This is a genomic window from Cryobacterium sp. CG_9.6, assembly GCF_029893365.1.
Taxonomy (GTDB): Bacteria; Actinomycetota; Actinomycetes; order Actinomycetales; family Microbacteriaceae; genus Cryobacterium.
Map to the genome: position 1 here is coordinate 85,905 of NZ_JARXUZ010000001.1, position 20,488 is coordinate 106,392.

Here is a 20,488-nt window from a genome sequence, read left to right on the forward strand (position 1 = left end):
TTGGTGTTGCAATGAGCAATTTGAGCCTTACGGCCATAAGGGCCTTACGGGCGGAGCAGCACCTTGATGGCGCGACGCTCGTCCATGGCCGCGTAGGCCTCGGCCACTTCAGCGAGCGGCAGCTGCAGGTCGAAGACCCGACCCGGGTTGAGAGCGCCCGACAGGACCTCGGGCAGCAACTCTTCGACATAGGCGCGAACGGATGCGACGCCGCCGTTCACTCCCACATTCGTGCCGAACAGGGTGCGAACGGGCAGAACGGGTCCGCCGTTCGGTACGCCCACGTAGCCGACCATTCCGCCGGGACGAGCCGAGCGGATGGCCTGATCCATGGATTCTTCGGTGCCCACGCACTCGAGCACGCAGTCCGCGCCGATGCCGTCGAGCAGTTCCTGAACGCGCGCCACGCCCTCGTCACCGCGGAGTTCCACGATGTCGGTCGCACCGAATTCGCGGGCCACGGCCTGACGGTCGGCGTGTCGGGACATGGCGATGATGCGCGAGGCGCCGAGGCGCTTGCTCGCGAGGATGGCGCAGAGGCCTACAGCGCCGTCACCCACGACGACAACGGTGCTGCCCGCGGTCACACCGGCAGACATAGCGGCGTGGTGTCCGGTTCCCATCACGTCGGCGAGGGTGAGGAGGCTCGGAACGAGTGCATCGTCCGGCTGCTCCGGGGTTGCCACGAGCGATCCGTCGGCGTGCGGCACGCGCACGCGCTCGCCCTGGGCGCCATCGGCGAAGCCGCCCATGCGGTCGTCGGCACCCCACCAGCCACCGTTCAGGCAGGAGGTGCTCACGCCGTTGCGGCAGTTGACGCAGGTGTTGTCACAGTCATAGAAGGGGGCGATGACGAAGTCGCCCACCTTGATGGTGGACACGTCGGCACCGATTTGCTCAACGATGCCCACGAATTCGTGGCCAATCCGGTGAGGTTCGGTGGTGGGGGCGACGCCCCGGTAGGGCCAGAGGTCTGAACCGCAGACACAGGCTGCGACGACGCGCACGATGGCGTCGCCGCCGGTGGACAGTTCGGGATCGGGAACCTCTTCGAGGCGCACGTCACGTTCTCCATAAATTACAGTTGCAAGCATTATTGGATCGTAACCCGTGGTTCTGAACACATCCGGTGCATCGCCCCGCAACTAGTGGTTCAGAGCAGGTCGTCGAGTTCCTCGGCGGTGGCATCGGCGAGGGCAGTGGATGCCACGGTGAGCGATCCCCCGTCGCTCGCCAGTTGCACCAGCACGGTATCACCGTCGCGAACGCTCCCGGCCAGAAGGGCACGTGCCAGCCGGTCGTCGATCTCGCGCTGCATGAGTCGACGAAGCGGACGCGCCCCGTAAATGGGGTCGTAGCCCTCGTCGGCAAGCCAGCGACGGGCATCCGGTGTCACGGCCAGTTCCAGCCGACGCTCGCCGAGCCGGCGCTGCAACCGTTCCACGTAGAGCTCCACAATCTCGCCCAGCTCGTCGGTGGTGAGAGTGGAGAAGATCACAATGTCGTCGAGGCGGTTCACGAACTCGGGCTTGAAGGCCTGCCGCACCAGCTGCTGCACGGCCGCCTCCTTCTGCGGGGTGGAGAGGGTGGGGTCCACGAGAACCTGGGAGCCCAGATTGGAGGTGAGCACGAGAATGGTGTTACGAAAGTCCACCGTGCGACCCTGACCGTCGGTGAGCCGGCCGTCGTCGAGCACCTGCAGGAGCACGTCGAACACCTCGGGGTGCGCTTTCTCCACCTCGTCAAAGAGAATGACGGAATACGGGCGGCGCCGCACGGCCTCGGTGAGCTGACCCCCCTGCTCGTAGCCGATGTACCCGGGAGGCGCTCCCACCAGGCGGGACACGGAGAATTTCTCGCCGTACTCGCTCATGTCGATGCGCACCATGGCCTTTTCGTCGTCGAAAAGAAACTCGGCGAGCGCCTTGGCCAGCTCGGTCTTGCCCACGCCGGTGGGTCCCAGAAAGAGGAACGAACCGGTGGGTCGTTCAGGGTCGGAGATTCCGGCCCGCGAGCGGCGCACGGCGTCGGCAACCGCGCGAACGGCCGGTTTTTGCCCAATGAGTCGGTGGCCAAGCTCTTGCTCGAGGCTCAGCAGCTTTTCGATCTCCCCCTGCAGCAGTCGGCCCACCGGAATGCCCGTCCACGCGGCAACCACGGCAGCAATGTCCTCGGCCGCAACCTGGTCACTGACCATTCGGGGTCCGTCGGACTCCTCCAGCTCCGCCGCACGAAGCTCCCGCTCCATCACCGGGATGTCGCCGTACAGCAGCCGGGACGCCGTCTCGAGGTTGCCCTCGCGCTGCGCCCGATCGGCCGCGCTGCGGGCGGAGTCCAGTCGTTCCTTCAGCTCACCAATGCGGTTCAGCGAGGCACGTTCCTTGTCCCAGCGAATCTGCAGCTCGGCCAGGGTCGCTTCCCGTTCCACGAGGTCGGCACGCAGCTTCACGAGCCGGGCCTTTGAGGCGTCGTCCTTCTCCTTCTTGAGCGCGAGTTCCTCCAGTTTCAGCCGGTCGACGCCGCGGCGCAGCTCGTCGATCGCTACCGGGGAGGAGTCGATCTCCATCCGCAGCCGACTCGCGGCCTCGTCGATGAGGTCGATGGCCTTGTCGGGCAGCTGACGGGCGGTGATGTAGCGATTGGAGAGGGATGCCGCGGCCACGAGGGCAGCGTCGGCAATCGTCACCTTGTGGTGGGCTTCGTAGCGTTCCTTGAGGCCACGCAGAATGGCCACGGTATCTTCCACGGACGGTTCGTCCACGAGCACGGGCTGAAAGCGGCGCTCGAGCGCGGCATCCTTTTCAATGAATTCGCGGTACTCGTTGAGTGTGGTGGCGCCAATCAGGCGCAGTTCGCCGCGGGCCAGCATGGGCTTGAGCATGTTGGAGGCCGCTACCGACCCCTCGCCACCACCCGCGCCCATGAGGGTGTGGAGTTCGTCAACGAAGGTGATGATCTGTCCGTCGGCATCGTTGATCTCTTTCAACACGGCCTTGAGGCGTTCCTCAAATTCGCCGCGGTACTTGGCCCCGGCCACGAGCGCGGCCAGGTCGAGGGCCACCAGCTGTTTGCCCTTGAGGGATTCCGCCACGTCACCGGCCACGATGCGCTGCGCGAGGCCCTCCACCACGGCGGTCTTCCCCACGCCGGGTTCACCGATCAGCACCGGGTTGTTCTTGGTGCGACGCGTGAGCACCTGGCTGATGCGACGAATCTCGGCATCACGACCAATCACCGGGTCGAGTTTGCCGCTCTTGGCGATCTCGGTGAGGTTGACGCCGTAGAGCTCCAAGGGCGACTTGGCTTTTTCCTGTGACGGTTGCTGTCCGGCTTGCATCGCATGCCTCCCGAGTTGAGTCGAATTAGCTCAATTTTATCCCTCCCACCGGGGCCCCGCCACCGCGCCAGGCACTCCACCCCCACCACGTGCCGGGCGGCCGGTCAGGTGGGAGGTGCGAGAATGGAGGTTGGCCCAACCACTGGAGTTTCTCTCGCCCATGGCGCATTCCCTCAGCACACACGAGATCGCCCGACTCGTCGGCAGCCAGTCGTTTTCCCGCGGCGAGCGCTACGCGCGCAACGGCCACGTCACCGCCCGCTCCTGGTTTGGTAATGGCACCCAGCTGTTCGGCAACGTGCAGGGCAGCAACCCCGAGCCATATTCGGTGACCGTGTCGTTTACGCTCAGCGGCTCCGGCGTGGTGCTGCGGGCATCCGGTGTGTGCACCTGCCCCATGAAAACGAACTGCAAGCACGTGGCCGCCCTCCTCATTTCCAGCGCGAGCGCGCCGGAGGCCAGCCAACCCGCCCGCTCACCCGGGCGTCCACTCGGTGAAAGGCGGATGCCCGCCTTCGAGTCCGCCCCGGAGCCACCGGCTGCCCCCGCCTGGCAGACGGCCCTCGGTGCGCTCACCCGCCCCCGCGACGAGGAGGCGACCGCCACCGCGATTGCGCTGCAGTTCGATCTGTTGGAGCCTGCCCCCGCCACGCGTTTCGCCGCCCGCCGTGGCCCACAACCGCAGCGACTCGGCGCCCGCCCCATGCTCATGGGCAAGAAGGGCAAGTGGATTCGCGGCAACATCACCTGGGACAACCTTTCCTACCTGCCCGGGTCATTCGCCCCCGAGCACCGCAAGATTCTTGCCGCCATTTACGCGCTGTATTCGGCCGGTTCGCGCTATTACACCTACGCGGACCAGTGGATTCATCTCGACGGCTTCGCCAACCGCGCGCTCTGGGAACTGCTCGGCGAGGCGCGCGCGACCGGGCTTCCGCTCGTCTCGAGCAACGCCACCCAGTCCCCCATTATTCTCAGCCAAGCGGATGCCGCACTCGAGCTCGACATCAACCGCACGGAGGAGGGCCTCACGCTCACCCCCCTGGTGGTGCTCAACTCCGTTCGGCTGCAGCGCCGCGACGTGGGCTTCATCGGGGAACCGGCCCACGGAATTTTCACCTGGTCGAACGCGGACGACCTCGACGACGATACCGTGACCAACCTCACCCTGGCCCCGCTCGCCCACCGGGTGAACGCGGACATGCGAGCGCTGGCCACGGCACCGACGCCGCTGCACATTCCGAGCGCCGATGAACCGGCCTTCGTCTCGGACTACTACCCGTTTTTGCGCCAGCAGCTCACGCTCACCAGTCACGACGGCTCCTTCACCCTGCCGGAGAGCCCCCGGCCCGAGCTCTGCCTGGGCGTGACGCACCAAGCGGGGCACCGGGTTGAACTGCTCTGGCAGTGGCGCTACCTCGCCAGCGCGCCCGCTCCCACCAGCGACACTCCCCCCTCGGCGGCAGCGGATGAAGCAGATGCCGGTCTCGAGCGTTACCGCCTGGCCCTGTGGACCTCGCCGAGCGATGCCGGTTACCGCGACGCGGCCGCCGAGGCCGCCATTCTGCTGAGCCTCGACTCCGCCCTCACCGCGTTCCCGGCCCTGGCTCCCGACTACCGCGGGCACCCACGACTGAACGCGCGCTCCAGCCTCGAGGGCTCGGCCATGATCTCGTTCCTCGACACGCTGCTCCCCACCCTGCGCACCCTGCCGCACGTGTCCGTGACGGTGGCCGAGGGTGCGCCCAGCTACCGGGAAGCCGACGAGGCTCCCGTCATCAGCCTCGCCACCACCGCTCGCGCCGACAGCCGTGACTGGTTCAACCTGGATGTGACGGTGAGCATCGAGGGCGAGGAGATCCCCTTCGACGAGCTGTTCCGTGCGCTCGCCTCGGAGCAGGAACTCATGATCCTGCCCACCGGCACCTACTTCAGCCTGGACCGGCCCGAACTGCACCAGCTGCGCCACCTCATTGAGGAGGCCAGGGGTCTGCAGGACGCCTCCTCCGACTCGCTGGGGCTCAGCCGTTTTCAGGCCGACCTTTGGGAGGAACTGCAGGAGCTCGGCGTCGTTGCCCAGCAGGCGGCCAGCTGGCGCAGCGCCATCGAGGGGCTCACCGACGCCACGCAGATCGATGAGCGTCCGCTCTCCCCGCTCGTGCACGCCACGCTGCGCGGCTATCAGCAGGCCGGTTTCGACTGGCTCAGTTTTCTGTACGACCACGGCCTCGGTGGCGTGCTCGCCGACGACATGGGCCTCGGAAAAACCCTGCAAGCGATTGCACTGATCGCCCACGCCCGGGACAGCCGAGCCGAAAGCGACGGCCCCCGGGCTCCGTTCCTCGTGGTCGCACCCACGAGCGTGGTGTCGAACTGGGCCGCGGAGTGCGCACGCTTCGCGCCCGGGCTCACGGTGGCCACGGTAAGCCAGACGGCCGGTAAGCGGGGCGTGAGTCTCGCATCCGCTAGTCAGGGAGCGGATGTCGTCATCACGAGCTACACCCTGTTCCGACTCGACTTCGACGAGTACAACAGCCTCGACTGGGCCGGACTGCTGCTCGATGAGGCTCAGTTCGTGAAGAATCACCAGAGCAAGGCGCACCAGTGCGCACGGCGCCTCACCACTCCGTTCAAGCTCGCCATCACCGGAACGCCCATGGAGAACAACCTCATGGAGCTGTGGTCACTGCTCTCGATCACGGCCCCGGGCCTCTTCGCCAGCCCGAGCCGGTTCACGGACTACTACCGCAAGCCGATCGAGACCGACGGGGATAGCGAGCGACTGGGGCAGCTGCGCCGACGCATCCGCCCGTTCATGCTGCGCCGCACCAAAGATCAGGTGGCCGGGGACCTGCCCGAGAAGCAGGAGCAGGTGCTCGAACTCGACCTGCACCCCAAACACCGCAAGGTGTATGACATGCACCTGGCCCGTGAGCGCCAGAAGGTGCTGGGACTCATCGACAACATGAACGCGAACCGGTTCGAGATTTTTCGGTCGCTCACCATGCTGCGTCAGCTGAGCCTCGATGCCAGCCTGTACGACAAGAAATATGATGCCATTCCGTCAACCAAACTCGACGCCCTGCTGGAGTTGCTGGAGGACACCGTGGCGGAGGGACACCGCACGCTCATTTTCAGCCAGTTCACGCAGTACCTGGGCAAGGCCCGCGACCGGCTGGAGGCGGCTGGCATCAGCTATTCCTACCTCGACGGCAAGACGCGCAACCGGGCCAAGGCCATCAGCGATTTCAAGGACGGCGACACCTCGGTGTTTCTGATCAGCCTGAAAGCCGGCGGATTCGGACTCAACCTCACCGAGGCCGACTACGTCATTCTGCTGGACCCGTGGTGGAACCCGGCCACCGAGGCGCAGGCCGTGGACCGCGTGCACCGCATCGGACAGACCAAGAACGTGATGGTGTATCGCCTGGTGTCCAAGGACACTATCGAAGAGAAAGTGATGGCGCTCAAAGCCACGAAGGCTCGACTGTTTGAAAGCGTGATGACCGATGGCGCCGCTCGGGCAACCGCACTCACCGCCTCGGACATCCGGGAACTTCTCGCCTAGGGCAGAATAGAGGAGTGACTTCCACCACCTTCGCCCTCATTCGCCACGGTCAAACCGATTGGAACGCAGCGCTGCGCATCCAGGGTGCCACCGACATTCCCCTGAACGACGTGGGACGAGGTCAGGCAACGGATGCCGTGGCTCCCCTCTCCGCCTTCGAGTGGGACTTTGTGGTGTCGAGCCCACTCTCCCGCGCCGCCGAGACGGCCGATCTCATCGCTGCCGACCTTGACCTCACGGTCACGCTGCGCATTCCGGGTCTGATTGAGCGTGATTACGGTCCCGCAGAGGGTCTGCAGGACGGCGAAGAGCTTGAGGCCCTCCGTTTTCCGGGCGGCTTTCATGGCGCCGAAGCCGAGTCAGACGTTGCCGAACGCGGGATCGACGCCCTGCAGCAACTCGCACGCGAACACCCCGGTGCCCGCATCATCGTCGTCAGCCACGGCACGCTCATTCGCCTGTGTCTCGAGCGCGTGCTGGAGCGGCCGATCGGAAGCATTAATAACGCCGCGCTCACCCTCGTGCAGCATCACCCCGCCGGCTGGAAGCTCGAGATCTTGAACGGCGAGACCCCGCCCCAGTAATTTCGGCTCGGCGCGAGCCAAAACGGGACGAATGGCCCGATTTGGACGTAGTCTGTCTACACGTTGTTCCGTCGCTCACTGCAGAGGATGAGATCTGTGTCGCCTTCACCCGCCCGTACTACTGGCATGCATCCACTTGATCCGCTCGCCGCCGAGGAATTCTCCGGGGCGAGCGCCATACTGGCGCGCGAACACGGCGTGGGGGCCGGCTGGCGCTTCGCCTCCATCGAACTCGTGGAACCACCCCGGCAGCTCATCACCGATTTTGAGCAGACCGGGACCGTTCCCGAACGTCTCGCCCGACTCGTGGTGCTGCACCGGGCCGAGAATGCCACCTACACGGCGGTGGTGTCGCTGACCAACGATCGGGTGCTGGAGTTCACTCATGTTCCCGGCGTGCAGGCCAACTTCACCGTGGACGAGTGGGAAGAAGCGGATGCTGCCCTGCGCGTGCACCCGGACGTGATTGCCGCTCTCGCACAGCGCGGCATCACCAACCTTGACCTGGTTTTCATCGATACGTGGACGTATGGCGACGCCGTCATCCCCGACCAGTACCGCGGTCGCCGGCTCGGCTGGTCTGACATTTGGGTACGCGCCTCCACAGACGGCAACCCCTACGCCGGACCGGTGAACGGTCTGCACCTGGTAATCGACGTGAACACGATGGAGCTGCTCGAGATCGAGGACTCCTTCACCGTGGAGACGCCCGAGATCATGGGCGAATACGTGCCGCACCTGGTGCCGGAGCGGATTCGTGCCCAGAGCGTGCGACCGCCGCGCAAGCCGCTCGACATTGCGCAGCCGGAGGGTGCCGGGTTCTCGATCGACGGCCACCTGATCCAGTGGCAGGGTTGGTCGATGCGGGTGGGCTTCAACTACCGCGAGGGCATGACGCTGCACCGTGTGGGGTACCGCGATGGCGCTGCCGTGGGCGGCGAGCGCGTGCGCCCGGTTGCCAACCGGCTCTCATTCTCGGAAATGATCGTGCCGTATCGCGACCCCAGCGTGGACCATTTTCGCCGCACGGCCTTCGACATCGGTGAGTGGGGCCTCGGCTTCATGACCACGTCTCTGGAGCTCGGCTGCGACTGCCTCGGCGAGGTGCAGTACATCGACGCCGTGCTGCACAACAGCGCGGGTGAACCTTACAAGATCCCCAACGCGTTCTGCGTGCACGAAGAAGACAACGGTGTGCTCTGGAAGCACGTGGACCACAATGGCAACGTTGAGGTGAGACGGATGCGTCGGCTCGTCGTGTCCTTCCACGTGACCGTGGCCAACTACGAATACCTCGTGTACTGGCGTTTCTATGAAGACGGCAATATCGAGTGCGAGGTGCGCGCGACCGGCATCATGGTGGTGACTCACATTAAAGAGGGTCAACTGCACCCCAACGGCCCCCTCGTGGACAACCTCACCTACGCCCCCATCCACCAGCACTTCATCGTGGCCCGGATGGACCTGGACATCGACGGCAGCGACAACACGGTTTTCCGCTCCGAAACTCACATTCAGCCCACAAACGCCGATAATCCGCACGGACTGGGCCTGATCCAGGTGAACACCCCGATCGAGCAGGAAGGCTTTGACGACTTCGACTGGAACACCCAGCGCACCTGGAAGGTGGTCAACGAGAACTCGCTTAATGGTCTCGGCACCGCGGTGTCGTACAAGCTCGTGCCGAGCGCAGCGATCCCCTCCCTCTTCGACCCCACCGCCCCCGCGTTTCAACGCGCCCAGGTGATCGGCCACACCGTGTGGGTGACGCCCAGCGACGAGACAGAGCGTTGGCCGTGCGGCGAATTCGTGAACCAGAGCAGTGTGGACCACGGTTTGCCCGAGTGGATTCAGGCCGAACGCCCGGTGCGTAACACCGACGTCGTGCTCTGGTATGTTTTTGGAATTCATCACGTGACACGGCCGGAGGACTGGCCCATCATGCCGAGCGACACGGTGGCTTTCTGGCTCAAGCCGGTGGGATTCTTCGATCGCAACCCCTCCCTCGACGTAGCTCCCAGCATGTCAACGCACTGCGCCCCCGGTCATGACCAGGCGAGCCACGACCACACCGAACACGACCACAGCCAGCACCATCAGGAGGTAGCGGAATGACCCGAATTCCCAACTATGTCGTCGCCTACGAGGCGACCGCACGCGGCAAGGAGGCCATTGAGCTGGGAGTGGCACTCGCCCGGCTCACGCACGCTGAGCTTCGGGTGTGCCTCATGCTCGAGCGGTCGACGGCCGTGCCCGCGAAGGTTCCCGCCTCGACGGCCGATTTCGAACGGCTGCTCGAAGAGCAGGCCCGAGAGTGGCTCGCCGCGGCGGCCACCCAGGTCCCCAGCGACGTTCCCGTCACCACCCACGTGCTCTGGGCCGATTCCACCTCGGAGGGCCTCATCGCGGCAGCCGCAAAGTTCGATTCCGACCGCATTGTGGTGGGAGCCGCGCGCGGCGGTCTGTTGAACCGCTTCACGATTGGCAGTGTCGCCAACGCCCTGCTGCACGCCTCCCCGGTGCCCGTTGCGCTCGCCCCCCGCGGTTACCGGGCGCCGGAGGCGGTCACCCGCATCACCTGCGCCATTGGCACCCGCTCCGGGTGGGAGGCGCTGCTCGATTCCATGGTTGCTCTCGCGGACGGCCTTCCCGTTGACCTGCGCTTTGTCACGCTGGTCGAAGCGGATGCCTCCCACGCCCGACCCGCGCACGAACGCACCCGCGCCCACGATGACGCGGCCAAGGTCGACAGCGCCGCCCACCTGGCCGGGGTCCTCACGTACTTCCAGAAGCGCTCGGGCGCGACCGGAACCGTGACCACCGAGGTCGCCACCGGTGCAACGGTGGAGGCCGCAGTGGAGGCTCTGGACTGGCGACCCGGCGAGATCGCTTTTGTCGGCTCGAGCAGGCTGGCCAGCCCCAGCCGCATCTTCCTCGGCATCACGGCGCACCGCATGCTGCACGGGCTCCCCGTGCCGCTCGTGGTCGTTCCCAACCTCCCGCGCGTTCCGCTCCACGCTTAGCCGACTTCAAGGACCAGGATTATGGCACACACCCCCTCGCCCAGCGCGACGCCCGATGCTTCCGCCCTGCCTACCACCGGCGGCCTGTCAGCCAAGGGCCTCAGCGCTGGCTCAATCGGCCTGCTCGGCGCCACCGTCATCGGCATTTCGTGCATTGCGCCGGCGTACACACTCACGGCATCCCTCGGCCCCACGGTAGCCGCCGTGGGAACACAGATGCCGGGCATCTTTCTTGTGGGGTTCCTCCCCATGCTGCTCGTTGCTCTCGGCTACCGCGAACTGAACACGGCCATGCCCGACAGTGGCACCTCCTTCACCTGGGCCACCCGAGCCTTCGGCCCGTGGATCGGCTGGATGGGCGGCTGGGGACTGATCGTCGCCACGGTGGTGGTGCTCTCCAACCTTGCCGGGGTCGCGGTCGACTTCCTCTATCTGGCGCTCGCGCAGGTGTTCAACAACCCCGCCCTCGCCGATCTCACCAACAATGTACTGATCAACATCGTCACCTGTCTGGTGTTCATGGTGTTGGCCTGTTACGTCTCCTACCGCGGCATGGAAACCACCAAGGTGGTGCAATACGTTCTCGTTGCCTTCCAACTCATTGTGCTGGTGTGGTTCAGCGTCGCTGCCCTGATCGAATTCGGTAATGGGTCCGCCTTCGACGAACTCGCGTTCAGCGCCAGCTGGTTCAACCCGTTCCTGGTACCGAGCTTCTCCGCCTTTGCGGCCGGGGTCTCGCTGTCGATCTTCATCTTCTGGGGCTGGGACGTCACCCTCACCATGAACGAGGAGACCAAAAACCCGAAGACCACGCCGGGCCGCGCCGCCACGCTCACCGTGGTCATTATCTTTGCCCTCTACATTCTGGTGGCCATTGCCGCCCTGATGTTCTCCGGCATCGGCACGGGCGCCCTCGGCCTCGGAAACGAAGACATTCAGGGCAACGTTTTTGCGGCTCTGGCGGGGCCGGTAATGGGTCCGTTCGCCATTCTGCTCTCCCTCGCCGTGCTCTCCAGTTCGGCCGCGTCCCTACAGTCCACCTTCGTGGGTCCGGCCCGCACCATGCTGGCGATGGGTCACTACGACGCATTCCCCAAGCGGTTCGCGAGCATCAGCCCGCGGTTCAAGTCGCCCGGTTTTGCCACGATCGTTGCGGCGGTCGTGGCGTGGGGCTTCTATGCCGTGCTGCGGGTAGTCAGCACCGACGTACTCACCGACACGATCCTCACGCTCGGCATGATGATCTGCTTCTACTACGGCGTCACGGCATTCGCGTGCGTCTGGTATTTCCGGGCCGAGGCATTCTCAAACGCGCGGGCCTTCTTCCTGAAGTTCCTCGCGCCGCTCATCGGCGGGGTGATCCTCAGCGTCATCTTCGTGACGACCGTGATCGACAGCATGAGCCCCGACTACGGCAGCGGCTCCAACATCGGCGGCGTCGGGCTCGTGTTCGTGCTCGCCGTGGTGCTGTTCAGCTCGGGCATCATTTTGATGTTCGTGCAGCGCCGGGCGAACCCCGCGTTCTTCCAGGGCAAAACCCTCACGAAGGGCACCTCGCTCGACTAGCCCGGCAGCCGACTAGCCCCGCAGCACGGCGTTAGCGCCGGGTGGAGACCGTCACCGTGAATTTGGTGTTACGGCCCACTTGGCGCGTGGGGCCCACGATGCGGGTGAGCTCGGGGCGATACCCCAGGTGCGTGTTCCAGACGCTCCACAACTCACCGCCGGGGCTCAGCACACGGGCAGCGTCTGCGAACAGCTTGAGTGCGATACCGGCGTGCACGGAGGACCCAATGTGGAACGGCGGGTTGAGCAAAATGAGTTCTGCCGAACCCTCGGCGCGGCTGCTCAGGGCGTCGTCACGCACCACGGTCACGCGTTCGGCCAGCGCGTTCGCGTCCATGGTGGCGCGAGCGGATGCCACGGCAGCTGCCGACTGATCGGTAGCGATCACGCGCAGTCGCGGCCGCTGCAGGGCCAGAGCCGCGGCGAGCACACCGGTGCCACAGCCCAGATCAATCGCGGATTCGGCATCCGGTTTCATGCGGTCGAGCACGTCGAGCAGCGCGCGCGTGCCGATATCAACACTGGTGCCGGCAAATGCGGCGCCGTGGGCGCGCACGGTGAGGCCGAGATCCTCGTGCACTTCGGTGTGCGGCCAGTCGGACGGGCCCGTGGCGATGGGTGACGTGGCGATCAGCACGCGGGACTTCTGGCGTGCCGGCGTCACGTTGAGGGCGCCGAAGTGACGGCGCAGCACCTCGTTCATGGTGACGGACATGTGCTTGATGCGGCCACCGGCGAAGACGAGAACGTCGGGCGCAGCGTAGCGGGCAATGGCGCTGGCGATCTCGTCGAGTTCACCGAGGCTGCGCGGAATCTGAAAAAGCACCACGCGTGCGCCGGTCAGGAGCTCTTCGCCGAGAGGCAGCGAGCGGTAGCAGTCGTCGAGACCGAACTGGGAGGCGTTGCGCTCGAGGGCATGCTCGCCCGAGAGGGCGTCCTGGTAGACGCGAAGCTTGCGGGCGCCGTGCAGGGCAGCGGCGCCGAGGGTGAGTGCGCCGTAGCGGTCCTCGAGGATAACGACGTTGCCGGAGCCGGCTCCGGCGAGTGCGCCGGCCGCTTCGTCGAGGATGAGCCGGTCACTCGCGTCGACCGCGAAAAGGTTGTCGGCTTCAACGTCTGGTTGGCGGCTCAGTCGATCGAAGTCGAAATCGGTCCGTGACGTGGTGAGCGTCTGCTTGCGTGTGCCCGATTCGGACATCGTTCCCCCTGCTAACTGCGGTTACGTGGTGACACTGGTGAAAAATAACTAAAACGCGTGGTGAAGCTGAGTGCTTCAACCGTGGTCTCGAGGGCGCCAGATGACAACCTGGTTGGCACGCCGGGTTCGGGTACCAGCCCTCATAGAGATGACGTCCCCGGCCGAGCCAGCCGCGAAAACGCGGCGGCCCGGTCGGTTCAAAAGCTCGTCGGCGAGCGTCGTTTCCAAATCTCGCAGGCGAGATTCGAGGCGACGCACGTGATCCTCCAGTTCGAGGATACGACGGATGCCCTCCAAGCTCACCCCCTGAACGCCAAGTTCCGCGATTTCCCGCAGTTTTACGACGTCCCGCATCGAGTAACGACGCGATTTTCCGGCGGTGCGCTCGGGGCACACGAGGCCCAGGCGATCGTACTGGCGCAGAGTTTGCGGGTGCATACCCGCAAGCTCCGCCGCCGTAGAAATCACGAAGACCGGGGTGTTCTCATCCATGACTAGCCCTTGGCCCGGGCAATCACTTCATCGCGCGGGTTTTCCTTCGGCAATGCCTCGGCAAAAGCTCGCAGCTTTTCCTCGGCGTCCTTGGAGAGGTGCGACGGAACAGCCACCTGAACCTCGGCGAGCAGGTCTCCGGTGCCCTTGGTGGTCACGACGCCGCGGCCCTTGACCCGCAGCACGCGCCCACTCGGGGTGCCGGCCGTCACCCGCAGCTTCACGGGTGAGCCACCGAGGGTGGGAACCTCAATTGTTGCTCCGAGGCTCGCCTCCACGAAGGTGACCGGAATGTGTACCCGCAGGTTCAGGCCTTCACGCTCGAAGACCGGGTGTCGACGCACAGTGATGGTGAGCACAATGTCGCCGTGCTCTCCGCCATCGGGGCTGGGCTGGCCCTTGCCGCGCAGGCGAATCTTCTGCCCATCGGCAACGCCTGCCGGAATCTTGACCTTCATCGGCCGACCGTCATGCGTTTGCAGGTTGATCTGATCACCCTGCACGGCCGTGATGAAGTCGATGGTGGTACTGGCCACCATGTCAAGACCACGGGTGGGCGCACCCGAGCCGCGATAGCCGCCGCTGGGGTTACCGAACCCGGCACCGGCCTGGCCACCGCGGCCAAACATTCCACCGAGAATGTCGTCAAACCCGCCCTGTTCAAAGGTGTAGCTCTGCTGACGACCTCCGCCGCCACCGCCACCGAACATGCCGCCGAAGGCATCTTCAAAACCACCCGACTGGCCACGGCCGCCGGGCGCGGCGAACCGCGCCCCGCTGCCCATAGCCCGAACGGCGTCGTACTCCTTGCGCTGCGCGGCGTCGGAGAGCACGGAGTGCGCCTCACTCAGTTCCTTGAACTTCGCCTCGGCGGCGGGGTTCCCCGGGTTGGAGTCCGGGTGGTACTTGCGAGCGAGTTTGCGATACGCCTTCTTCAGTTCGGCCGGGGTGACATCTTTCGAGACGCCCAGAACCTTGTAGAAGTCCTTGTCGAACCAGTCTTGGCTAGCCATCGCTCGGTACCTGCACGACGACCTTGGCCGCACGAAGCAGTGTGGACCCGAGGTAGTAGCCCGTCTCCGCCACATCGCCGACGGTTTCCGTGTCGACGTCTGCGGACGGCTGCTGGAAGATCGCCTCGTGCATGGTGGGGTCGAAGGGGTCGCCCACGGCTCCGAACGAGGTGAGTCCGAGGCGCTCTACGCTGGAGCGCAGCTTCGCGGCGATGGTGGAGAACGCCGAGTCACTGTCCAGGTCCCCGTGCTTCTCGGCGCGGTAGAGGTCATCGAGAATGGGAATGAGCAGCTTCACAATGTCGCCGGTGATGCGCTCCTTCTCCACCTGACGGTTGGCCTCGGTGCGTCGACGGTAGTTGGCGTACTCGGCGGTGACCCGCTTCAGATCGGCCAGGTGCTCACTGGTCGGCTCGGTAGCCTCGCGCTCGGCAGCGTCGAGAATATCCTGTACGGTCAGCTCGTCTTCCTCGATACCATCGGCGCTCTCCGCGGCCTCAGCCTCGGTAGCGGATGCCTCAGTCGCTTCCGCGCCGGAGACTGAGTCGGCACCAGACGCCTGGTCGCCAGCCCCGGGGGCACCCGTAGTGGATGCCTCCGGAGCGGAAGACTCGTCGTCCCGGCGCTTCTTGTCGGGGTGCTTCTTGTCTGCCATTTCTCGGTCTACTTCTTTTTCTCGTCTTCGTCGTCGTCGACAACCTCGGCGTCGACAACGTCTTCATCCTTGTTGGCGTCGGCAGGTGCCTCCTCGGCACTTGCCTCGCCGGCAGCAGCAGCTGCGGCATCCGCTTCGCTGGCCTTGTAGATGGCCTCGCCAAGCTTGCCCTGGCTCTCGTTGAGCTTGTCGTAGGCGGTCTTGACGGTTGCCTCGTCGTCGCCGGCCAGAGCCGACTTGAGTGCGTCAACGTCGGCCTGAACTTCGCTCTTCACGTCTTCGGGCAGCTTCTCGTCGTTGTCCTTGATGAGCTTCTCGATGGAGTAGGCGAGCTGCTCGGCCGTGTTGCGGGTCTCGGCCTCGGCACGGCGACGCTTGTCTTCTGCCGCGTGCTCTTCACCCTCGCGAACCATGCGCTCGATGTCTTCCTTCGCGAGTGAGGATCCACCCGTGATGGTCATTGACTGCTCGGTTCCGGTGCCTTTGTCCTTGGCGGACACGTGCACGATGCCGTTGGCGTCAATGTCGAAGGTGACCTCAACCTGCGGGATGCCACGGGGTGCCGGTGCGATTCCAGTGAGCTCGAAGGTACCGAGGTTCTTGTTGTCGCGGGTGAACTCACGCTCGCCCTGGAAGACCTGAATGGCCACGGACGGCTGGTTGTCATCAGCCGTGGTGAAGGTCTCACTGCGCTTGGTGGGGATGGCCGTGTTGCGCTCGATGAGGCGCGTCATGATGCCGCCCTTGGTCTCGATACCGAGGCTCAACGGGGTGACGTCAATGAGCAGAACGTCCTTGCGCTCGCCCTTCAGCACGCCGGCCTGCAGGGCAGCGCCCACGGCGACGACCTCATCGGGGTTGACGCCCTTGTTCGGGTCCTTGCCGCCGGTCTCGCTCTTGACGAGCTCGTACACGGCGGGCATACGGGTGGAACCACCAACGAGAACAACGTGGGCAATGTCGCCCACCTTCACGCCGGCTTCACGAATGACGTCCTGGAAGGGCTTCTTCGTGCGGTCGAGCAGGTCCTCGGTCATCTTCTCGAACTGGGCGCGGGTGAGCGTCTCGTCGAGGTTGGCCGGGCCGTTTTCGGTCAGCGACAGGTAGGGAAGCTGAATGCTCGTCGACATGCTCGAGGAGAGTTCCTTCTTCGCCTGCTCGGCGGCTTCCTTCAGGCGCTGCTTGGCGATCTTGTCGCCGGAGACGTCGACGCCCGTGGTCTCCTTGAACTTCTTGATCAGGTGATCAACGATGCGCTGGTCCCAGTCGTCTCCACCGAGGCGGTTGTCACCGGCGGTCGAGCGAACCTGAATGGTGGAGAAGTCGTCGTCCTTGCCCACTTCGAGCAGTGACACGTCGAACGTTCCGCCTCCGAGGTCGAAGACCAGAATAAGCTCGTCTTCCTTACCCTTGTCGAGCCCGTAGGCCAGAGCGGCCGCGGTGGGCTCGTTGATGATGCGCAGCACGTTGAGTCCGGCAATCTCACCGGCCTCCTTGGTGGCCTGGCGCTCGGCGTCGTTGAAGTACGCGGGAACGGTGACGACGGCGTCGCTGACCTTTTCTCCGAGGTACTGCTCGGCGTCACGCTTGAGCTTGGCCAGAATACGCGAGGAAATCTCCTGCGGCGTGTACTTCTTCTCGTCGATGCCCACGGTCCAGCCGGTGCCCATGTGGCGCTTCACGGAGGAGATGGTGCGGTCAACGTTGGTGACGTTCTGGCGCTTGGCGGTTTCACCAACGAGAACTTCGCCGTCCTTGGTGAAGGCAACGACCGAAGGAGTGGTGCGCAGTCCTTCAGCGTTGGCGATGACGGTGGGTTCTCCACCTTCGAGCACGGCCACCACGGAGTTAGTGGTTCCCAGGTCAATACCTACTGCACGAGCCATGTGGGTTGTTCTCCTTCAATCATGTGTGAAACAAACTGCTAAGTGATCTCAAGACTTGAGCCTCGATGACTCAAGTATTCCAGACCACCGTGGCAGGTGTCAATTTCTCGTGCTGAAAGTTGAGTGTGAGTGACTCAACTTTGCGGGAAGCCAGCATGAAATGGAAGCCAGTACTAAATGGAAGAACGGGCCGCACGCTGTACTCAGTGCGACCCGTCCAGGTATGAAGTGCCCGAAGGCTGGCTAGTCGCCGTCCACCTTGATGGTGGAGATGGTTCCGGTGAGCACGCCGATCAGGCGGTCGCCATCGAACTCGGAGGTGGGGGCATCCATCACGATGCGGCCGAGGCGCAACACCACCACGCGGTCGGTCACCTCGAGCACGTGCGGGAGGGTGTGCGAGATGAAAATGACGCCGAGCCCCTTGGCCTTGGCGGCGCGAATGACGTTGAGCACCTCGCCGGCCTGCCGCGCACCGAGGTGGTTGGTGGGCTCATCAAGAATGATCACCTTTCTCGCCCACGACACCGCGCGGCCGATTGCCACCGCCTGGCGCTGACCGCCGGACAGCTGGGATACGGAGCGATTCGACGCGGGCACAGCAATCCCCACCCGCTCGAGGTCGTTGTGAGCCTCCCGAGCCATGGCGGTCTTGGACAGAAAGCCCAGCTTGCCAAGAATTCCCGGCACGACCTTTTCACGGCCCAGGAACACGTTCTCCGAGACGGTCAGGTGTGGTGCCAGGCCCGAGTCCTGATACAGCGTCTCCACGCCGGCCTCGAGGGCCTCGCGCGGTGAGCTCCACTCCCGCTCCACACCGTCGAGAAAGATTTGTCCGCCATCCGGTTTGTGGGCTCCCGAGAGAACCTTCACCAGGGTTGATTTTCCGGCTCCGTTGTCACCAACGAGGCCGACAACCTCTCCGGCGTGCAGCTTGAGGCTGGCTCCGTCGAGTGCGATCACCGATCCGTAGCGCTTGGAGACGTTCCGTACTTCATAGATGACTTCGCCGACCATGGTTATTTTCTCCCGTTCTTGCTCTGGAGGGTCTGCGCGGCGACTGCCGCGGCGATGAGAACGGCCACGACGACCTTCTTCCAGTCGGGTGCGACACCGACCATGATGAGGCCGGACTGAACCGTGAAGAGAATGAGGGCGCCGAGGATGGTACCCATGATGCGACCCACGCCGCCCATGAGGGACGCACCGCCGATGACGACTGCCGCAATGGCGTCGAGTTCGCGTCCGGTACCCGAGGAGGGCGAGCCTGCACCCAGACGTATATACACGTACATACCCGCGAGGCCGGCCAGTGCACCCGAGAGCGCATAGACCATGGTGAGGTGGCGTTCCACGTTGATGCCGGCCGCCCGTGCGGCGAAGGCGTTGGAGCCGATGGCGTAGGTGTAGAGACCAAAGCGGGACTTGTGGAGAAAAAGACCAAGAACGGCGATCACGATCGCCACGAAAAGCACGGCCCAGGACAGTGGGTTCCAGGTGGGTGAGATGGCCGTGATGAGGCCGAAGTCATTGGCGCTGCCAATGGGGGCGCCCTTGGAAATGATCACCGAGAAGCCGAGCGCGGCTCCCATGGTGGCCAGGGTGGCGATGAAGGGAACAATTCTGAGTTTGTTGATCAGGAAGGCATTCACCAAACCGACACCCAGCCCCACGGCAACCGAGACGACGGTTCCGATGAGGAGGGGCCCGGCGGCATCCTGCCCCTTCACGGTCTGGTCCAGGCCCAGAACGTTGGCCATGGTCCAGGCGGAGATCACTCCGCTGAGTCCGATGGTGGCACCGACCGACAGGTCGATGCCACCGCTGATGACAACAAAGGTTTGACCAACGGCAATCAGGGCGACAGAGCCCCAGTCCGTGAGCACGTTGTTGGCCGTGGCGACCGAAAAGAACTTCGGTTCGAGCAGGGTGAAGACTCCGATCAAGATGATCATCACCCCCACCAGGATGGTGCTCTGGTTGGCCAGTGCGGCGAGTCGGGACGAGAGGGCGGGTTTCTGCGCGCTCTGACTGACGTTGGTCATGTGTGTGCCTTTGTTTTCTGCAGCTACCGGGAGGACGTCGGCTTAGGAAGCGACGTAGGTGTACTTCGAGAAGTCGGCGTCGGACGTGTTGGCGTCCAGAACGACGTTCGGGATGACAACTTCGCTTGCGGTGGCTGTCTTCCCGGTCTTGATGTACTCAACGAGCGTCTGGATGGCCAGACGGGCCTCGGCGGCGGGGTCCTGGGCGACGAGCGCGGTGAAGACACCCGACTTGACCTTGGCCACGTTGTCCGGGTATGCGTCGTAGCCGACGAGACCGATGGTGCCTTCGAGACCCTTGGCTTCGAGCGCGGCAGCCGCACCCGAGGCGTTCGTGCCGTCAATGGCGAAGATGCCAGCCAGGTCGGGGAAGCGGGTGAGCCAGCCGTTCACGTTGGTGGCGGCCTTTTCCGGGTTGGACTCGGAGTAGGCAACATCAGCGATTTCGATGCCGGGGTACTCGGCTTCGATCTGAGCCGTGAAGCCATCGAGACGGCTGACGTTGGTGGTGGCGGTGGCGCTGGTGAGTCCAACAACAACCTGGTACGTCTCGCCCTCGGTGTAGCCGATCTGCGTGGCGAGTGCGTCGGCAGCCTTCGCGCCGCCGTCGGCGTTGTCACCCGTGATGAACGAGACAACATCGCTGAGGTCGTCCACGTGGGTGTCCACGTTGACCACCGGAATGCCGGCCGCAACGGCCTTGGAGACCGAAGCCTGCAGCGCGGTCGGGTCGGTGGGAATCAGCACGAGGCCCGAGGGCTGCTGGGCGAGAACCGCGTCGACGATCGGAATCTGCGTCTCGGCCGAGTAGTTGGACGGGTCGCCCTGCCAGATGAGGGTGACGCCGAGCTTTGCGGCTTCGTCTTCTGCACCGACCTTCATGGCCTGGAAGAAGGGGTCTGCCTCTGCGCCCATGACGAATGCAATTGTGATGTCCTCCGGTGCCGCAGCATCGGTGGAATCGGCGCTGCCGGCGCTTGAGCAACCGGCGAGCGTCAATGCGAAAGCCGCCATTGCACCAACAACTGCAATCGATCGGGTTGAACGCCTCATGAATGTCTCCTTTGACTTACGTGACCGGTGCGAGATCGTTCTCGCAAACCTTGGTACTATATATTCCA

15 protein-coding genes are annotated in these 20,488 nt (G+C 64.5%); 5 read left to right on the forward strand and 10 right to left on the reverse strand.

The genetic code is table 11. The annotated features are described in order from the left end of the window. Positions 1 to 44: 44 nt before the first annotated feature. Positions 45 to 1,094, reverse strand: a complete 1,050-nt coding sequence (locus H4V99_RS00385; protein WP_280674519.1) for a zinc-dependent alcohol dehydrogenase family protein — start codon at positions 1,092 to 1,094, stop codon at positions 45 to 47. A 59-nt stretch (positions 1,095 to 1,153) separates the two neighbouring features. Further along, complete coding sequence (locus tag H4V99_RS00390) at positions 1,154 to 3,337, reverse strand: AAA family ATPase (RefSeq protein WP_280674521.1); 2,184 nt, start codon at positions 3,335 to 3,337, stop codon at positions 1,154 to 1,156. A 160-nt stretch (positions 3,338 to 3,497) separates the two neighbouring features. On the opposite strand from H4V99_RS00390, the gene H4V99_RS00395 reads away from it, so the two are divergent. The 5 genes from H4V99_RS00395 to H4V99_RS00415 all read left to right on the forward strand — a co-directional run bounded on the left by H4V99_RS00395 (position 3,498) and on the right by H4V99_RS00415 (position 12,078). Beyond that, positions 3,498 to 6,905, forward strand: coding sequence for a DEAD/DEAH box helicase (locus tag H4V99_RS00395; protein WP_280674523.1), 3,408 nt, complete (start codon positions 3,498 to 3,500; stop codon positions 6,903 to 6,905). A gap of 14 nt (positions 6,906 to 6,919) precedes the next feature. After that, a complete protein-coding gene (locus H4V99_RS00400; RefSeq protein ID WP_280674525.1) occupies positions 6,920 to 7,489 on the forward strand; it encodes a histidine phosphatase family protein in 570 nt (189 codons plus the stop codon). Between the two features lie 126 nt (positions 7,490 to 7,615). Continuing rightward, positions 7,616 to 9,604: a primary-amine oxidase gene (locus H4V99_RS00405; RefSeq protein ID WP_280674527.1), complete on the forward strand. Its 1,989-nt coding sequence runs from the start codon at positions 7,616 to 7,618 to the stop codon at positions 9,602 to 9,604. Beyond that, the gene (locus H4V99_RS00410) at positions 9,601 to 10,512 is read left to right on the forward strand and encodes a universal stress protein (RefSeq protein WP_280674529.1); all 912 of its coding nucleotides are present in this window, start codon (positions 9,601 to 9,603) and stop codon (positions 10,510 to 10,512) included. The genes H4V99_RS00405 and H4V99_RS00410 overlap by 4 nt, the downstream gene beginning before the upstream one ends. A gap of 21 nt (positions 10,513 to 10,533) precedes the next feature. Beyond that, a complete protein-coding gene (locus H4V99_RS00415; RefSeq protein WP_280674531.1) occupies positions 10,534 to 12,078 on the forward strand; it encodes an APC family permease in 1,545 nt (514 codons plus the stop codon). A gap of 31 nt (positions 12,079 to 12,109) precedes the next feature. Here H4V99_RS00415 and H4V99_RS00420 read toward each other — a convergent pair whose 3' ends face one another. The 8 genes from H4V99_RS00420 to H4V99_RS00455 all read right to left on the reverse strand — a co-directional run bounded on the left by H4V99_RS00420 (position 12,110) and on the right by H4V99_RS00455 (position 20,420). Beyond that, on the reverse strand, positions 12,110 to 13,276 hold the full coding sequence (locus tag H4V99_RS00420; protein ID WP_280674533.1) for a methyltransferase: 1,167 nt from the start codon (positions 13,274 to 13,276) through the stop codon (positions 12,110 to 12,112). 75 nt (positions 13,277 to 13,351) lie between these two features. Further along, the gene (locus H4V99_RS00425) at positions 13,352 to 13,768 is read right to left on the reverse strand and encodes a MerR family transcriptional regulator (RefSeq protein ID WP_280674535.1); all 417 of its coding nucleotides are present in this window, start codon (positions 13,766 to 13,768) and stop codon (positions 13,352 to 13,354) included. Positions 13,769 to 13,770: 2 nt separating this feature from the next. Next, a complete protein-coding gene (locus H4V99_RS00430) occupies positions 13,771 to 14,781 on the reverse strand; it encodes a DnaJ C-terminal domain-containing protein (RefSeq protein ID WP_280674537.1) in 1,011 nt (336 codons plus the stop codon). Beyond that, the gene (locus H4V99_RS00435; RefSeq protein WP_280674539.1) at positions 14,774 to 15,436 is read right to left on the reverse strand and encodes a nucleotide exchange factor GrpE; all 663 of its coding nucleotides are present in this window, start codon (positions 15,434 to 15,436) and stop codon (positions 14,774 to 14,776) included. Before H4V99_RS00435 ends, H4V99_RS00430 begins: the two co-directional genes overlap by 8 nt. An 8-nt stretch (positions 15,437 to 15,444) precedes the next feature. Beyond that, on the reverse strand, positions 15,445 to 17,322 hold the full coding sequence (dnaK, locus tag H4V99_RS00440) for a molecular chaperone DnaK (protein ID WP_280674541.1): 1,878 nt from the start codon (positions 17,320 to 17,322) through the stop codon (positions 15,445 to 15,447). 243 nt (positions 17,323 to 17,565) lie between these two features. Beyond that, complete coding sequence (locus H4V99_RS00445) at positions 17,566 to 18,339, reverse strand: ATP-binding cassette domain-containing protein (RefSeq protein WP_280674543.1); 774 nt, start codon at positions 18,337 to 18,339, stop codon at positions 17,566 to 17,568. Between the two features lie 2 nt (positions 18,340 to 18,341). Then, a complete protein-coding gene (locus tag H4V99_RS00450; RefSeq protein ID WP_280674545.1) occupies positions 18,342 to 19,367 on the reverse strand; it encodes an ABC transporter permease in 1,026 nt (341 codons plus the stop codon). 42 nt (positions 19,368 to 19,409) lie between these two features. Continuing rightward, the gene (locus H4V99_RS00455; RefSeq protein WP_280674547.1) at positions 19,410 to 20,420 is read right to left on the reverse strand and encodes a substrate-binding domain-containing protein; all 1,011 of its coding nucleotides are present in this window, start codon (positions 20,418 to 20,420) and stop codon (positions 19,410 to 19,412) included. Positions 20,421 to 20,488: the final 68 nt, after the last annotated feature.